Here is a 16,502-nt window from a genome sequence, read left to right as displayed (position 1 = left end):
CCGATCCGTGGGACGCCCGTACGCTGGAGTGGACGATTCCCTCCCCTCCGCCCGAGTACAACTTCAAGGAGGTCCCCACCGTCACCGAGCGCGATGACTTCTGGCACCGCAAGTACAAGGAGGACAAGAAGGGCCGGCCCGTTCCGGTCCCCACCGGCGGAGCGGAACTGCACACCGAAGAGGAGGCGCACGAAGGCGGCCATGGAATCCACATGCCCTCGCCTTCGTACTTCCCGATGGTGGCCGCAATCGGCTTCCCGGTCATGGCTTACGCGGTGATTCTGCAGTCCTGGTTCATCGGAGTTGTAGGAGCAGTCATCTGCCTGGCCGGTTTTTACGGTTGGGTCCTGGAGCCGGCCACGGCGGAGGAACACTGATGCACGACGCCACTGTGACCGAGGAGACCCACGCCGAGCACGACCCCCACGCCACCTACACCGGGCTGGACAACGTCAAGCTGGCGATGTGGGCGTTCCTGGGCTCGGAGTGCCTGTTCTTCGGGGCTTTGATCTCGGCGCACTTGCTTTACCGCAACCGCACCAACGACGGGCCCACCCGGCACGACGTCTACGACATCCCCTACACCTCGGTGTCGTCGTTCGTTCTGCTGATGAGCTCACTGACGATGGTTCTGGCCCTGGCGGCAATCCAAAGGGGCGACCACCGGAAGCTGCGGATCTGGCTGATGGCCACGTCGCTGCTGGGCGCAAGCTTCATCGGCGGCCAGTTCTTCGAGTTCACCGAGTTCATCCACAAGGGACTGACCATTCAGACCAGCCCATTCGGATCGAGTTTCTTCGTACTCACCGGCTTCCACGGAACCCACGTGGCAATCGGTATCCTGATGCTGCTGACGATGTTTACGCTCTCGAAGCTGGGTAAGCTGGATCCGTACTCCGAAGGCGCCAAGAAGGTCGAGATGGTCGGTCTGTACTGGCACTTCGTGGACATCGTTTGGATCGTCATCTTCACTATCGTGTACCTGTTCCCATGACCACTACGGAGCCTGAATTGGAAGAGCACGCCCACGATCACCCCAGCGAGTTCCAGTACGTAAAGGTCGCGGTCTTCCTGGGTATCGTCACCGCCCTCGAGGTGGCCGTCGTCTATATCGAGTCGCTCAAGAACCTGATCATTCCGATTCTGAGCGCCATGATGCTGGTCAAGTTCTTCGCCGTGGCGGCGTACTTCATGCACCTGAAGTTCGACTCGAAGATCTTCCGGCGCTTCTTCATCCTGGGCCTCATCCTGGCGATGGCCATCTACGGCGTCGTTCTTTGGACCTTCACCTTCGCCGATCGCCTCCCCGGGGCAGCTAGCTAACCGCGGCCACCCGATGGCACCCGAGCTGCTGGCCCATGGACAGGTGGGCGGCCCCTGGATTTGGGCGCCGCACTTCGATGTCTGGCTCATCATGGCGGGCGTGCTTGCCGTGTACTGGGCAGCGGTCAAGTACTGGGGCCCTAACCACGTCTCACCCGGCGACGCCCCGGTAACCCGCGGCCAGGTCCGCTGCTTCGCGCTGGGGATCCTCACGTTCTGGATCGGGGCCGACTGGCCGATCCACGAGATCAGCGAGGACTACCTGTTCAGCGTGCATATGTTCCAGCACATCCTCTTCTCGCTGGTTGCCCCCGCTTTGGTGCTGATGGGGACGCCCGACTGGCTCGCCCGCCGGATCCTGCGCCCCCGCTGGGTGATGGCGATCATGCGCCGGGTGACCAAGCCTCTGGTGGCCCTGTTGCTGTTCAACGTCTTCCTGGTCTTCACCCACTGGCCCACCTTCGTGAACTCCACGGTGACGAGCGAGCCCCTTCACTTCGGAGCCCACCTGCTTCTGGTGGCGCTCTCACTGATCATGTGGTGGCCCGTGTTGAGCCCCATGCCCGAGCTCCCCCGGATATCGCCGCCCGCCCAGATGTTGTACCTGTTCGGGCAGACGATCGTCCCCACCGTGCCGGCCTCGTTCCTGACCTTCGGAGACCATCCCTTCTACCGTGTTTACGCTGAGGCGCCCCGCCTGATCCCCGGCTTCAGCGCCGTGGCCGACCAGGGCATTGCAGGGGTTGTCATGAAGGTCGGCGGCGGGTTACTGCTTTGGGGGATAATCGCTTATCTTTTCTTCAAATGGGCCGCCCAGCAGGAGTCGGGTACGCCGGACGCCACTAAGTGGCAAGACCTCGAAAGGGAGTTGAACAAGGTGGAAACGCGATGAGTGAAGACAACATGCGAGACAGGCTGATCCTGCCCGTGCTTATTCCTGTGGGGGCTCTGGCTTTCATCCTGTTCCTTGCACTCCTCATGTCGCAGATCCTCCTGAACGTCCACCCCTACGTGGCCACGGCGGTAGCCATCAGCGTGGCGATCAACCTGCTCATCTCTTTCAGCGTCATGGCGGCGAAGCCCGATGGAGGCCGCCCCCTGATGGTGGTGCTCTCGGCAATTACGGCACTTCCGCTCCTGTTCGGTGTAGCTGCGGCGGCTGGTCTTGCTCCGGCTCCGGAGGAGGAGGAGCACGGCGGCGGCGGAGAGGCGGGAGTCGAGCTGGCGGCGAGCGGCCTGGCGTTCGACAAGACTGAACTTACGATTCCTGCCGACACCGAGTTCGTTCTTGCCTTCAACAACGAGGAGTCCCAGCCTCACAACGTGGCCATCCTCGAGGCCCAGGGCTCGCCCAACGCTCTTTTCCGGGGAGCTATTGTCACCGGTCCGAAGCTGTCCGAAGAGACTGTTGACCCGATTCCCGCGGGTGAGTACTACTTCCAGTGCGACGTCCACCCGAACATGAGCGGCACCGTCAAGGCGGTCGAAGGCGGCGGCGAAGGTGAAGCTGCCGAGGGCGAAGCCGCAGGCGGCGACGCGGCTGCGGGCGGCGAAGCTCCGGCTGGAGAAGAGTGATCCACGGTTTCCCCACCGTTGAACTAGCTCGATGACTCGTTTTCAGAAGCTCGCAACGGCCACCACGTTGATGGCCATGGTTCTGGTCATGGTCGGCGCGCTCGTGCGCGCCTCCGGATCCGGGCTCGGATGCCCGGACTGGCCCCGCTGCCACGGCAGCTGGATCCCTCCGATGGAGAAGACCGCCATCATCGAGTACAGCCACCGGCTGACCGCCTCGATCGTGGGCTTTTTGGTGCTCGCCCTGGCGATCTTCGCCTGGCTGAAGCAGCGCACGAGCCCGTCTGTGTTCTGGCCATCGCTGGCCGCACTGGTCACGGTAATCGTCCAGGCCGGCGTCGGGCGCCAGGTGGTGCTCGACGAGCTGCACGCCGACACCGTCGTCCTCCACTTCTTCCTGTCGCTGGCGCTGGTCGGCCTGCTGGCCACTGCCACGGTGAACAGCTTCTTCCCCCGAGGTGGGGGTTGGGACAAGGTCTCCAAGCACGCCGCATTCGCCACCGGGGCGGCGTTCATCGTCTTGATGGTCGGGGCGATGGTCGTGCAGCAGAGGGCCGGCGCCGAGGTCTTCTCCGACTGGCCGTTGATGAACGGCTCGCTGCTTCCACCCGACGGAAGCAAACCGCTCCTGCACTACACCCACCGGCTCCTGGCGGCCCTTCTGGGAGTGACGGTCGGCCACTTGGCTCTTCGAATCACGAAGCGTGAGCCCAGGGACCGGGTGCTTCTGATCCTCGGCCACAGCGCCTTGACCCTGTACCTGGTGCAGGTCCTGCTAGGTGGTTTCAACGTGTTGACCGGCTCCTCCGCCTGGACGGTGGTGGGCCACGTCCTCACCGGCGAGCTGCTGTGGGTGGCACTGGTCTCGCTCAGCATCCTCTCCTACCGCAGGGCTCGGGTTGCTGTGCCCGCCGGCGGTAAGGCGGCCCCGGCCGGCGGAGCAAAGGCCGGGACCGGCGGGAAGGTCAAGGCCTACTTCATGCTTACCAAACCCCGGATCATCGAGCTGCTGCTGATCACCACCGTTCCGGCGATGATCGTCGCCGAACGCGGGTGGCCGTCCCCCTGGCTGGTCCTCGCGACCCTCGTCGGCGGCAGCATGGCTGCCGGCTCCGCCAACTGCATCAACTGCTACCTCGACCGGGACATCGACGAGAAGATGCAGCGAACGTCGATCCGGCCGCTGCCGAGCCACGACGTCACGCCCAGGAACGCCCTGATCTTCGGGGTCGTCCTCGGGGTTGTCGGCTTCGTCTTCATGGGGCTCGTGGTGAACATGCCCGCCGCCTGGCTGTCGCTCGGTGCGATCCTGTTCTACGTCTTCATCTACACCATCGGCCTGAAGCGCTACACGCCGTCCAACATCGTGATCGGCGGCGCCGCAGGTGCGGCTCCCGCTCTGATCGGCTGGGCTGCGGTCACCGGGGACGTCGGCCGGCCGGCGTGGGTGCTGTTTGCGATCATCTTCTACTGGACCCCGCCCCACTTCTGGGCGCTGGCGATCCGGTACTCCGACGACTACAAAGCCGCAGGCGTGCCGATGCTCCCCGTGGTCCGGGGAGTTCCGGAGACCACCCGCCAGATCGTGCTGTACTCGGTGGTGCTGCTGGCCGTCAGCCTGCTCATGTACCCGGTCGCCGAGGTGGGCCTTCTCTACCTGGCGTCCGCCACGATCATGGGCCTGGCGTTCGTCTTCTATGCCTTCCGCCTGAGGAAGAACCCCGACGGCAAGGGCGCGATGAGCCTGTTCCACTTCTCGATCATGTATCTGGTGCTCGTCTTCGTCGCGCTGGCGGCCGACGTCCTGCTGAACGTGCCGGCCATCGAGTCGATCTACCCGATCGTCCTGGTGGCGGCAGGCGCCATCTTCGTCGCCTTCTCGGCTGCGATCCTGGTTGGCGTGATCGGTTACAAGAGGCCGGACGGGCAGCCGGGACGGGTTCGGGTGCTGGCGATCGAGGTGGTCTGGACGATCATCCCGCTGATCATGATGACCGCGCTGTTCCTGCTGTCGTGGGGCTCGGTAGCTCTCGCCTCACACTGAGTCAGGATTGGGAAGCCGGCTGCCGTAGCGTTCCTCGCATGGGCACGACTCCTTCGATTCCCGTGCGGGATGGACGCCGCCATGGGCGCGGCATAGCCGGTTGCTCCGGCTCTGCCGAGCGGACCGCCCTGACCCCGACGGGAGCAACTCGATGAGTGCCGAGACCTCTTTGCTCACCCGTCGATGCGGCGATCCAACGCCTTCGGCCTGTGTTCCGGACCGGCCGGCTTTTTCGCCCACATCTTGCGGGTGAAGAGGGCGAACCCAAGGGCGTAGAGGATCTCCAGCCCGGCCAGGCCTGCCATGACCGTCCTCGGGTGCCCCATGTCGGCCAGGCGACCGGCGGCGACCGAACTGACCCCGATGCTGAGGCTGACCAGCCCCAGGTCGAGAGCCAGGACCCTGCCTCTCACGTAGTCGGGGACGATCCGCTGCAGGCCGTAGCTGGAGAGGACCCACTGGGCGCCTCCGCCGAGGTGGGCGACCACCCCGATTCCGGCGGCGACTGCCAGGGTCGGCGCCGCAGCGAGCGCGAGGTAGCAGAGGCCGTAAATGCCGATGGACGCGGCCAGGGCGATCAACAGGCGGCGTTCGTCGTCCCTCACGTAACGAATGGCGAGGAAGGGTCCGAGGAGCGCTCCCACTCCCCGGGCGGCGAAGAGGAGCCCGATTCCCTCGTCGCCCGCACGGAAGACGTCGGTGGCGAAGACCGGCAGGAGGGCGACCACCCCGACACCGAGCCCGAATCCGCCCTTGGACGCCAGCAGCGCCAGCACCCGGGAGTCGGACCGGGCGTAGGCGAAACCCTCGCGGATGCTGTGGCCGGTGCGGGCGGCCACCTGGCCGGGGGCCCGGCGCTGTGAGAAGTCCGCCCGGATCCGAACCACCAGCAGTGCCGACACCAGGAACGAGACCGCATCGATCACAAACGCCGCTTCCCGGCCCAGCGTCCCGGCGACCAGACCGCCGAGGGCTGCGCCGACGGCCAGCATGGTTCCCCACGAGGCGGAGGTCAGGGTGTTGGCGGCCGCAAGGTCGCCGGGCGCCACGAGGTTGGGGAGGCTGGCCCCCGACGCAGGCTGGAAGAACGCACTGAGGGCCGACATTCCGGCCAGGCAGAACAGGCCGATCCACACCGTTTCCGGAGACCGGACCAGCAGCATCCCCAAGGCGAGAACCATCCGCAACAGATCGGTCGCAACCATGAGCCGCTTGCGGTCGAAGCGGTCGGCGAACGACCCGGAGATCGGTGAAAGCAGGAACTGGGGGAGGATCGACGCGGCGAGGATCATGCCGGCGTTCAGGGCCGACCCGGTGAGGTCGAGCACCAGCCCGAGCAGGGCGACGGTGGTGAACCAGTCGCCGCCCAATGAGATCAGCTGGGCCGACCAGAGTTTTCGGAAGTCGGAGTTCGTCGTCAGAAGACGCCGGATGTCGCCCTTGCTGCGCATCTAGGCCGTCTCGGGTCTCAACGCTTCCTCGTCTTCGGCGGTGATGCTCTCGAGCTCGCTGCCTGCGGTCTCCGGGAGCTTCCAAAGCATGATCCCGGCCGGGATGTTCATGAGTGCGACGAACCCTACGACGTCGCCCATGCTGCCCAGCAGTGGGACGGAGGGAAACCGCTCGGCGGCGCTGGCGCCGGCAAGGACCCCGACTGTGATGGGCCCGGCGATGCCGCCGATGGTGCCGAAGATCGACCGGACGAAGGCGACCGCCGTGGCCCGCAGGGCGGTGGGGAACAGCTCGGCCGCCACTGCGGCGAGGATCGGGTTCATCCCGAACCCGAAGAAGACTGCCAGAACCAGAGCCGGGAACATGAGCACGGGGTCCGACACCTGGAAGACCACGATCCCGAAGAGCATGCCCAGGAACAAGAACACCGTGCCGGTCCGCCGGCGGCCAAAGCGGTCCGCGAGGCGGCCGGCCAGGTAGTAGCCCGTGACGCCAAGGGGGTAGGCGATACCCAGAAGGAGAGCAATGGTCCCGTCGGAGTACTCGAGGTGGACCCCGGCGTAGAAGGGCCACCAGGTGACCGCGCCCAGTAAAGCAAAGTGCGAGAAGAAGTAGAGGGCGCCCACCATCCACATGGTCCTGCGGTGGCCGACCCTCAGGACCTGGCGGATCCGGTGCCGGCTCATGGTCGACCCGTCCGCCTTGGCGGCGGTCCAGCGTTCGGTCTCCTTCAGTTTCAGCCGGAGAAAGCCGATGGCGACCAGCGGGATCAGTCCCACAAGGTAAAGGACCCTCCACCCCAGGGCGGTGTCCTTCACGAGAAGGTGCAGGACTGCGACGATCGGAAGCCCGAGCGCCCCCAGGGCGGTCAGCGTGCCGAGAGCCCGGCCCCGCCGCTCGGCGGGGAACTCCTCGGAGACGATCGTTATCGCCGTCGCATACTCGGCGAGCAGGAACGTGCGAGCGAAGAACTGGAAGATCACAAACTGGGTGAGGTTCTGCGAGGTCGCCGTCAGGCCGGTGAAGATCGCGTACATGAACGTCGTTCCCACGAGCAGCGGACGGCGGCCGATCCGGTCGCCGAGCATCGTGACCGCCAGCGCCCCGAAGGCGCCGAGTCCGATCGGAATGAGCGGCCCGGTGATCTGCGCCGTCTCGTCGAGCGGGATGTTGAACGTCTCCGCCAGGTCCTTGAGGACGATCGCGCTGATGGCGGTGTCGAACCCCTCGAAGAAAGTGGCCGTGCCCAGGACGACCAGAAGAAGGCGTAGATAGGAGGGGGTCCGCGCAGGCGTTGCCGAGGTCGTATTCAGGATTCTCAATCTTACGGCCCGGAGGCCGGGTGCGTGAGGCGGACCGGTTTGGAACTGACCTAGGATGGCTGGGATGGACCCGCACCGTTTCTTCCGGCTCGCCGTACCGGCGGTTCTGCTGGTGGTTCCGGCAGCTTGCGGCGGCTCGGGGGGCGGCGGCCGGCCGGTCGACGTCACCGCCGGTGAGTACGCCTTCCGGGGGCTGCCCGAAACGCTCGAGGCCGGCGACACCACTTTCAGCATCGACAACCAAGGCCGCGAGGTTCACGAGATCCACGTGTTCAGGCTCTCCGGTGACCTCGGCTCGGTATCCGAGCTGCTCGACAAGTCACTGGACGAGGCACAGGACAAGATGACCAGCGTCGGGATGGTGTCGGCCGACCCCGGCGACAAACAGTCGTTCGACGCCGACCTGGCGGCGGGGCGCTACGCCGCCGTGTGCCTGATCCCCACCGGCACCTTCCCCGAGGAAGGGCACTCCGGCCACGACATGGAGGAGATGGAGGACATGGTCTTCGACCCGAACGCCGACACCCACATGCGCCGGGGCATGTTCGCGGAGTTTACGGTGGGCTAGATGTAGCCCCGGAGGTGGGCCGTCTCGGCCACCCGCTGAACCGCAATCGCAAACGCCGCCTCCCGCAGCGAGACGCTTTGTAGCCGGGCGAAGGTCGAAACCCGGTCGTAGGCCTCGACGAGCTTCTTCGTGAGCCGCTGGTTGACGTCGACCTCGTCCCAGCGGAACTGCTGGATGTTCTGGGTCCACTCGAAGTAGCTGACAATCACCCCGCCGGCGTTCGCCAGGATGTCGGGGACCACGACCACCCCCCGCTTGTTGAGGATCTCGTCGGCTCCCGGAGTGATCGGGTTGTTGGCCCCCTCGACCACCATGCGGCACTGCAGCGTGTCGACGTTGCCGCAGTGGATCGCCCGCCCCATGGCCGCCGGGAGCAGGACATCCACCGGCAGCGCCAGAAGCTGGGCGTTGCTGATCGCCTCTGCCGCTGGGAAGCCGCCGACGACGCCGGTCTCGGTGTGGTGCGCCAGCAGCTTGGGAATGTCCAGGCCGGACTCGTTGAAGACGCCGCCTTCGATGTCGGAAACCGCAACGATCCGGTAGCCCCTCTCGTGGGCCACCCGGGCGGCCCAGCTGCCGACGTTGCCGAAGCCCTGGATTGCGATCCGGCACTCGTGGGGGACCAGCCCCATGTGCTCGACCGCCTCGTTCATGACTATCACGGTGCCCCGGCCGGTCGCCGCGTCCCGTCCGTAGGAGCCGCCCAGGGCGATCGGCTTGCCGGTCACGATCTCCGGTGTGTAGCCGTGGCGCTTTCCGTACTCGTCCATCATCCAGGCCATGACCTGGGCGTTGGTGTTGACGTCGGGGGCGGGGATATCCCGGTGGCTGCCGAGGAACTGGGAGATCTGGTTGGTGTAGACCCGGGTCATCCGCTCCAGTTCGTTGGTGGTCATATTGCGCGGGTCGACCTGGATGCCACCCTTGGCCCCGCCGAAGGGAACGTCGACCACCGCGGTCTTCCAGGTCATCAAAGCGGCGAGGGAGCGGATGTCGTCGGCGTCGACCTCGGGGTGGAAGCGGGTCCCGCCCTTGTACGGGCCCCGGGCGCCGTTGTGCTGGAAGCGGTAGCCGGTCAGCACCTGGTGGTCGCCGCTGTCCATGAGAACCACGACCTGGACGGTCAACTCCCGGTAGCTGCGCCCGAGCACCTTGCGGGTGGCGTCGGGGAGTTGAATGAGGTCGGCGGCGCGGTTGAAGAAGTGGGTGACCGCTTCAAACGGGGTCAGCTCGTCCGCCGCACCTGCCTCCGCCAAGGCTTGCCGCGGCCTCTAGCTGCGTTTTTTGCGGGAATCCCGCAACTGCTTGATCTTCATCTTCATGTTGAAGAGCAGACGCTTGGCCGCAGGAAACTCCCAGGACAGCACCGTGAGGCCGAGGAAGATCAGCGGGATGCCCGGTCCGGGCAGAACCATTAGCGCCAGTCCTGCGGCCAGCAGGGTGCCGCCCAGGGCCAGCACGAGAACCCGCCGGGTCTGCTTAACCGCCGTCACGCGGGGCATCTCCCGCGTAGGGGGAGCTTCGAACTGCTGCGTGTCGTCCGACTTCATCATTAAAGTCTAGCCTCGCTGGTTGGGAAGGATAGCGGTACCCGGTTTCTGCCCGTACGACACGGCGGCGCCTGGAGCCGTTTCAAGTAATATGCGGCTATGAGCGATAACGACGAAGTCTTCACCCTGTCCTCCGGGGACCGCAACCTGGGCATGGAACTGGTGCGTGTCACCGAGGCCGGCGCCATGGCTGCCGGCCGCTGGATGGGCCGGGGCGACAAGGAGGCGGCCGACGGCGCAGCCGTCGACGCCATGCGGCTGATGATCGCCACCTGCCAGATGGACGGCATCATCGTCATCGGCGAAGGCGAGAAGGACGACGCCCCCTGGCTCTCCAACGGCGAGCGGGTAGGCACCGGAGTACCGCCCGAGGTGGATGTTGCCGTCGACCCGGTCGAGGGAACCACGATCACCTCCCGCGGGATGCCCGGCGGGATCTCGGTCATCGCTGTGGCGGGACGGGGAGCTATGTGGGACCCGGGCCCGGCGTTCTACATGAAGAAGATTGCCACCGGGCCCGAGGCGGCCGACGTCATCGAGATCGACGCCCCCCCGGCGCACAACATCCAGGCGGTGGCCAAGGCCAAGGGGATCGACGTCGAGGACGTGACCGTCATCCTCATGGACAAGCCCCGCCACCAGACCCTTATCAAGGAGATCCGGGAAGCCGGAGCCCGAATCCGTCTGATCACCGACGGCGACGTGGCGGCCGGGCTCTCCGCAGCCACTTCCCGCAGCGGTGTCGACCTGCTGTTGGGCACCGGAGGCACTCCCGAGGGGGTCATCACCGCAGCCGCCCTGAAAGCGCTCGGCGGCGCCATCCAGGGGCGACTAGATCCGCAGAGCGACGAGGAGCGTCAGAGCCTCATCGACGCCGGCTACGACCTCAAGCAGGTCCTCGACCAGGACGAGCTGGTCGTCGGGGACTCGTTCTTCGCCGCCACCGGCATCACGGGAGGCGACCTGCTCCCGGCCGTTCAGTACCGGGGCGACGGTGCCACCACCACGTCGCTCGTCATGAGCTCCCGATCCGGCACGGTCCGGCTGATCACCGCCGACCACCACTGGAAGAAGCTCATGAAGTACTCGGGGATCCACTACGACTGAGAGTCGCACCCCCGGCCGCGCCCTCCTGATTGACGCGGCCAGCCTGATCTACCGGGCATTCTTTTCGACCCCCGACTCGGTCACCGCCCCCGACGGCATGCCGGTCAACGCCGCTTACGGCTTCCTCAACATGCTGGCCCGCCTGGTCCAGGATCGCGATCCCGACCTGCTGGTCTGCTGCGACGACGAGGACTGGCGGCCCCAGTGGCGGGTAGACCTGGTCCCCAGCTACAAGACCCACCGGGTCGGAGTTCCCCAGCCGACACTGGATGCCCAGATGCCGGTCATCTACGAGGTCCTCAAGGCGGCCAAGGTCCCCACCGCCGGGGTGGCCGACTGGGAGGCGGAGGACATCATCGGCGCCCTCATCCCCCGCTGCCCCGGCCGGGTGGAGATCGTCTCCGGGGACCGGGACCTGTTCCAGCTGGTCAAGGACCCGGACATCGTGGTGCTCTACCCGCTGCGGGGAGTATCGGAGCTTTCGTTGATCAACGAGAGGTACATCGAGAAGAAGTACGGCATTCCCGGCCGCTCCTACGGCGACTACGCCATCCTGCGGGGCGACACGTCGGACGGGCTTCCGGGCGTCCCCGGCATCGGGGAGAAAACCGCCCAGGCGCTCATCAGCAAGTACAAGACGCTGAGCAACGTCGTCGAAGCGGCGATGACCGGTGACGGAGCCGGGGCGCTGGGGAAGGTGCGCAAGGGCCTGGATTACGTCGACCGGGCGACCCAGGTGGTGCTCATCTCGGACGAGGCGCCGATCGGTGAGGTCGACATGGCCAGGCCCGACGGCGAGTCGTCACCCGAGCTGGAGGCGCTGGCGGAGAAGTACGGCCTGAAGAACCCGGTGGACCGGCTGCTAACCGCCCTTAGACGGTAGGAAACCCGATTGGGGCGATGTCGGGCTCGACCTCCAGTTGGCGGTAGAGCTTCACCGGGGTCAACTTCGGCTTGTTGCAGCTCTCCGGCCTCATCGGGCCTTCGGTCACCTCCAGCCGGATGTGGAGGGGACCCGTAGGGCCGTCGAAGGTTACGTCGTACCCGCCGTCCCCCAGGTCCGCTCTGCCCGTCGGCACCAGGTCGTCGATTCCGACGAAGCTGTCCTGCCGGCGCACCAGGTAGTCGGCCGCCTGGGTGACCTCATCGAATGCGGACCTCCCCCGGTAACCGTCGAGGATCAGCCGGCCGTCCTTGTAGGACTCGACGATCGTGCGGGCGCCGTGCGGCTCCACCTGACCGTAGAAAAGGGCGTGGGGGAAGAGCGCGAGGTTGGCCGCGAAGCGGTGGCCGCCCTGGTGCGACGACTCCCAAAGGCCGTGGGTGAAGCTTTCGTCGCCCGTCTCGTTCGACATCCGGATCACCCGTCGGCCGTACTCGGCGCAGCAGGGGTCCCTTCGGCCGTGGGTGCAGACCGCCCACAGGTGGTCCGCCGGCTCACCGAGCCCGGGCGGGGTTGGGCTCTTCAGAACTTCGGGGTCGATGTCCAGAAGGTTGACAGCTCCGGCCAGCTCCAGTCGCTCCATCCAGGTCTCGCCCTGGGCCGACCGGGCAAAAAAGCAGCTCTGGGTGGAGGTCGGAGCCCGGCCGGCGCTGCGACGGATCAAAAGGATGCGGAAGCCGTGCGCTTTCGAGCGACGGGTGAGCTCGGCGCCGACCCCGGGGTCTATCGAGCTTTCGATCAGTGCATCGGGGCCCCAGGCGCCGGGCTGCTCGAGCAGTATCCATCCCTCGGACACCGGTGCGGTGCCGTAGAGGGGCTCTTCAGATTCCCGGGCAATTGTTGAGCAGCGCAGCTTGGGGCTTTCGGAGTTCACCGGCGCAATTATGCCCCGGAGCGCCGGAAGGTGCCCGGCGGCCCGGATGTAATTCTGTAACGTTGATGCGATGACACTCAAGTTTTGGTTGCAAACGCAACCATTGGGGAATATAGTTGCGACAGCAACGTTTTACCTCTTAGGAAATCAAGAGAGGAACCCCGATGAGTGAAACCAAGACGCAAACGCTGCCCCTCCTTCCGCTGAAGGAAGGCGTGATTCTGCCGCACATGGTTGTGACCATCTCAGTGGACTCGGAGAGCAGCGACGAGAGCTTCGAAGCGATCGCGGCCGCTCGCCGGGCTGATGGAATGGTGCTGCTGGTGCCGCGTGTGGAGGGCGAGTACGCCCGCATCGGCACCGTCGGCAAGCTGGAGGACAACCCGCAGGGCGCAATGACGGCCGGCGGGGAGGAGGTCTACATCGTCCGAGGCCTCTACCGCGCGGTTGTCGGCACCGGAGTTCCCGGTGACGGCGGCAACGCCACCTGGGTCGAAGCGCAGACCGCTGAGGACCCCAACATCTACCCGCAGGAGGTTCACGGGCTCGCCAAGGAGTACCGGGCGCTGGTCGAGAACATCCTGGAGATGCGCGGTGAGCGGGGTGTCGCACGGTTCCTCCGTGGGATCACAAACCCCGGCCACCTGGCCGACACCTCCGGCTACTCCCCGTACCTGACCTTCGACCAGAAGCGCCAGGTCCTGGAGACCGTGGACGTCTCCGAGCGCCTGGAGAAGCTGCTCGTCTGGAACCGCGAGACCCTGGCCGACTTCAGCCTCAAGGACAAGATCCACAAGGATGTTGCCGAAGGCATGGAGAAGACCCAGCGTGAGTTCCTTCTGCGTCAGCAGATGGAAGCCATCCGCAAGGAGCTGGGCGAGGAGGGCGACGACGTCGTCGCCGAGTACCGCGCCAAGTTCGCCAAGATCAACATGCCCGACGACATCCGCAAGGAGGTCGACAAGGAGCTGGACCGCCTCGAGCGGACCAGCGCCCAAAACCCCGAGCAGGGATACATCCGGAACTACCTGGACTGGATGAGCGACCTGCCCTGGGACACCCGTTCCGACGACAACTTCGACATCAACGAGGCTCGTGCCGTCCTGGACGCAGACCACACCGGTCTGGACGACGTCAAGGACCGCATCATCGAGTTCCTGGCGGTCAAGAAGCTGCGTGACGAGCGTGGAATGGGCGCCGTTCAGGGACGCGGCCTGGGTGCGATCATCACTCTGGTTGGCCCTCCGGGAGTCGGTAAGACCTCTCTCGGCGAGTCGGTTGCCAGGGCGATGGGCCGCAAGTTCGCCCGGGTGTCTCTGGGAGGCATCCACGACGAAGCGGAGATCCGCGGGCACCGGCGTACCTACGTCGGCGCACTGCCGGGCCGTATCGTCCGGGCGCTGAAGGAGGCCGGCACCAAGAACCCCGTGATCATGTTCGACGAGATCGACAAGGTCGGGGCCGACTGGAGGGGCGACCCGTCGTCCGCTCTGCTCGAGGTGCTGGACCCGGCTCAGAACCACTCGTTCCGGGACCACTACCTGGACGTCGACCTGGACCTGTCCGAGGTGCTGTTCATCCCGACCGCCAACGTGGCGGAGACCATCCCCGGCCCGCTTCTGGACCGTATGGAGATCGTTCGGTTGGACGGCTACACCGAGCAGGAGAAGCTGGGCATCGCCAAGCACCACCTGGTTCGCCGCCAGATCGAGCGCAACGGCTTGAACGACGGTGAGGTCACGCTGACCGACGCAGCTCTGCTGAAGGTCATCGGCGACTACACCCGGGAGGCCGGCGTGCGAAGCCTGGAGCGTGAGATCGGAAAGGTCCTCCGCAAGGCGGCCACGAAGATCGCAGCGGGTCAGGTTGCTACGCCGCTTGAGATCGACGCAGCCGACATCAAGGAGTACCTGGGACGCATCAAGTTCCACTTCGAGGCGGCCGAGAGGACCGGAGTGCCGGGGGTTTCCACCGGGCTGGCGGTCACCGGCCACGGCGGAGACGTGCTGTTCATCGAGGCCACCGAGATGGAGGGCAAGCCGGGACTGACGCTGACCGGTCAGCTGGGCGACGTGATGAAGGAGTCGGCGCAGATCGCTCTCTCCTACGTGCGAAGCCACGCCGACCAGCTGGGCATCAGCGGGACGTTCGAGAACCGCAGCTTCCACCTGCACGTTCCTGCAGGAGCGGTGCCGAAGGACGGTCCGAGCGCCGGAACGGCCATGACCACGGCCCTGGTGAGCCTGCTCACCGGACGCCCGGTCAAGGAGACGGTTGCGATGACCGGCGAGGTGACGCTTCAGGGCAACGTGCTGCCGATCGGCGGCGTGAAGCAGAAGCTGCTGGCAGCCCATCGGGCGGGAATGAAGGACGTGATCCTTCCCTACCGCAACGAGGCCGACCTGGACGACGTGCCCGAGAGCGTGCTCTCCGAGCTGAACGTCCACCTGGCGAAGAGGATCGAAGAGGTCCTCGCCATCGCCCTGGAGCCGAAGGAAGCGCTGGCTATCGAAGCGGCGTAAAGAAGTAGCAGCAAACAATCCCCACCGGGACTGGGACCCGGTGGGGATTTTTGTGTCCGGGCTACTTGCTGGCCAGCCTCTCGACCAACTCCTCGATAGACTCCTCGCCTTTGTAGAGCTCCCGGAGAAACTCCTCCGGGTCGATCCCTCGGCTCTCCAGGCTGGCGATTATCGATAGATCCGGGGCGATCGGGTTGGAGGCCGACCAGGTTGAGGCCGTTGGGGAGGGCGACGGGTTGCCGAGCGACCGAAGGTAGGCAAGCATTTCTTCCTCTGTGTCAACTCCGGGCGGCAGTCTGATCACGTCGCCCACCTCCCCGGGGCGGCCCTCGCCTACGCTGAGAATGCTAAACGTGCTCGTTGAGGACGCCACCGACGGCGTTGGGGACGGACCTGCCGACTCTGCATCCGCTGCCCCATTCGTCCGGAGAATGGCCAGGGCGCTGAGGGCGAGAATGAGGACTAACCCACTCTTAATAGCGAACCGTCGGGCGTGCGACATGAACTGAGGTCCCTTGGCTTGAATCTGGTCGATGGTTATCCCTAGGCGCCTGATGAGTCAAGAAGAATTTCACTCCAAGTGCTCGACGGTCCATATTGGTGGCAGCCGGAAATGGTCATCTACCAGGAGCCGGCGCTTCCCAGCAGGGCCCGGCAGGCGACTTCGGCCGTGTTGTTGCCGGGACCGTTCGTCGCCAGGAAGATGGTGTTCGCGGGAGGCTTCGCCGGCTCCATCAGGGAGAATAATGCTCCGCTCGCAAGCTCCCTCCGGCACAGGTAGCGGGGAAGCACGGTGAACCCGGTCCCGGCGACGGTCAGCGACAGCACCCCTCTGAGGTCGGGGACCACCGCTGCGGGCACCGTGCTTGGTTCCCTTCCGAAAACCTCGCGCCAGTAGCGGCGGATCAACGGTCGGTCATCCGAATAAGCGATCAACGGGAGGCCCTCCAACGCTTGAGCACCGCTCCCGGTGACCCTCGAGGCAACCGCCGGGGCGGCGACCAGAACGAACTCCTCCCGGAACAACTCGGTGACGGTGAAATCGGCGGAATCCGGCGGGACGGTGCTTACAACCAGGTCGTATTTGCCGTCGTTGAGCCCGTCCAGGAGCATTTCGGCCGGGCGGCCTAGGGTCACCTCAAGGCGAAGACCAGATTTGACGAGGGCCGCCAGCGCAGGGAGCACGCAGGTAGTGGTGAACTCGGGCGGCCCCGCCAGGTGC

General features: G+C 65.7%; 17 protein-coding genes. 10 read left to right on the top strand and 7 right to left on the bottom strand.

Annotated elements, in window-relative coordinates:
- From VFV09_07720 to VFV09_07695, 6 genes are all read left to right on the top strand, one after another.
- On the top strand, positions 1-377 hold a 377-nt coding region (locus tag VFV09_07720; protein HEU4867600.1), incomplete at its 5' end, for a cytochrome c oxidase subunit 4.
- On the top strand, positions 377-994 hold the full coding sequence (locus tag VFV09_07715) for a cytochrome c oxidase subunit 3 (GenBank protein HEU4867599.1): 618 nt from the start codon (positions 377-379) through the stop codon (positions 992-994). The genes VFV09_07720 and VFV09_07715, both read left to right, overlap by 1 nt.
- Before the next feature lie 17 nt (positions 995-1,011).
- Positions 1,012-1,323: a cytochrome C oxidase subunit IV family protein gene (locus VFV09_07710; GenBank protein HEU4867598.1), complete on the top strand. Its 312-nt coding sequence runs from the start codon at positions 1,012-1,014 to the stop codon at positions 1,321-1,323.
- A gap of 13 nt (positions 1,324-1,336) precedes the next feature.
- Positions 1,337-2,215 carry a cytochrome c oxidase assembly protein gene (locus VFV09_07705; protein ID HEU4867597.1) on the top strand — a complete coding sequence of 293 codons (879 nt, stop codon included), beginning with the start codon at positions 1,337-1,339 and terminating at the stop codon, positions 2,213-2,215.
- Positions 2,212-2,898 carry a cupredoxin domain-containing protein gene (locus VFV09_07700; GenBank protein ID HEU4867596.1) on the top strand — a complete coding sequence of 229 codons (687 nt, stop codon included), beginning with the start codon at positions 2,212-2,214 and terminating at the stop codon, positions 2,896-2,898. Before VFV09_07705 ends, VFV09_07700 begins: the two co-directional genes overlap by 4 nt.
- 31 nt (positions 2,899-2,929) lie before the next feature.
- Positions 2,930-4,942 carry a heme o synthase gene (locus tag VFV09_07695; protein ID HEU4867595.1) on the top strand — a complete coding sequence of 671 codons (2,013 nt, stop codon included), beginning with the start codon at positions 2,930-2,932 and terminating at the stop codon, positions 4,940-4,942.
- 173 nt (positions 4,943-5,115) lie between these two features.
- On the opposite strand, the gene VFV09_07690 is transcribed toward VFV09_07695, so the two are convergent.
- Complete coding sequence (locus tag VFV09_07690) at positions 5,116-6,393, bottom strand: MFS transporter (GenBank protein HEU4867594.1); 1,278 nt, start codon at positions 6,391-6,393, stop codon at positions 5,116-5,118.
- Positions 6,394-7,716 (bottom strand): MFS transporter, encoded by a 1,323-nt coding sequence (locus tag VFV09_07685; protein ID HEU4867593.1) that lies wholly within the window; start codon positions 7,714-7,716, stop codon positions 6,394-6,396.
- Between the two features lie 64 nt (positions 7,717-7,780).
- On the opposite strand from VFV09_07685, the gene VFV09_07680 reads away from it, so the two are divergent.
- A complete protein-coding gene (locus VFV09_07680) occupies positions 7,781-8,284 on the top strand; it encodes a hypothetical protein (protein ID HEU4867592.1) in 504 nt (167 codons plus the stop codon).
- Here VFV09_07680 and VFV09_07675 read toward each other — a convergent pair.
- A complete protein-coding gene (locus tag VFV09_07675) occupies positions 8,281-9,540 on the bottom strand; it encodes a Glu/Leu/Phe/Val dehydrogenase dimerization domain-containing protein (protein HEU4867591.1) in 1,260 nt (419 codons plus the stop codon). The two genes, VFV09_07680 and VFV09_07675, sit on opposite strands and share 4 nt — an antisense overlap.
- 15 nt (positions 9,541-9,555) lie before the next feature.
- On the bottom strand, positions 9,556-9,834 hold the full coding sequence (locus tag VFV09_07670; protein ID HEU4867590.1) for a PGPGW domain-containing protein: 279 nt from the start codon (positions 9,832-9,834) through the stop codon (positions 9,556-9,558).
- A 99-nt stretch (positions 9,835-9,933) separates the two neighbouring features.
- On the opposite strand from VFV09_07670, the gene glpX reads away from it, so the two are divergent.
- Together glpX and VFV09_07660 are read left to right on the top strand one after the other, a co-directional pair.
- On the top strand, positions 9,934-10,941 hold the full coding sequence (gene glpX, locus VFV09_07665) for a class II fructose-bisphosphatase (GenBank protein HEU4867589.1): 1,008 nt from the start codon (positions 9,934-9,936) through the stop codon (positions 10,939-10,941).
- A 25-nt stretch (positions 10,942-10,966) separates the two neighbouring features.
- The gene (locus VFV09_07660; protein ID HEU4867588.1) at positions 10,967-11,824 is read left to right on the top strand and encodes a 5'-3' exonuclease; all 858 of its coding nucleotides are present in this window, start codon (positions 10,967-10,969) and stop codon (positions 11,822-11,824) included.
- Here VFV09_07660 and VFV09_07655 read toward each other — a convergent pair.
- Positions 11,814-12,758, bottom strand: a complete 945-nt coding sequence (locus tag VFV09_07655) for a sucrase ferredoxin (protein ID HEU4867587.1) — start codon at positions 12,756-12,758, stop codon at positions 11,814-11,816. The two genes, VFV09_07660 and VFV09_07655, sit on opposite strands and share 11 nt — an antisense overlap.
- A gap of 164 nt (positions 12,759-12,922) precedes the next feature.
- Here VFV09_07655 and lon point away from each other — a divergent pair, with 164 nt between their 5' ends.
- Positions 12,923-15,280, top strand: coding sequence for an endopeptidase La (gene lon, locus VFV09_07650; GenBank protein ID HEU4867586.1), 2,358 nt, complete (start codon positions 12,923-12,925; stop codon positions 15,278-15,280).
- A 61-nt stretch (positions 15,281-15,341) separates the two neighbouring features.
- Here lon and VFV09_07645 read toward each other — a convergent pair whose 3' ends face one another.
- Entirely contained in the window at positions 15,342-15,545 is a 204-nt protein-coding gene (locus VFV09_07645; protein HEU4867585.1) for a hypothetical protein, read from the bottom strand.
- Positions 15,546-15,901: 356 nt separating this feature from the next.
- A partial coding sequence (locus VFV09_07640; protein HEU4867584.1) for a substrate-binding domain-containing protein occupies positions 15,902-16,502 on the bottom strand: 601 nt, incomplete at its 5' end.

It is taken from the genome of Actinomycetota bacterium, assembly GCA_035759705.1.
Lineage (GTDB): Bacteria > Actinomycetota > CADDZG01 > JAHWKV01 > JAHWKV01 > JAJCYE01.
The sequence above is the reverse complement of the archived record's forward strand: the minus strand, read 5'-3'. Positions and strand labels throughout refer to the sequence as shown.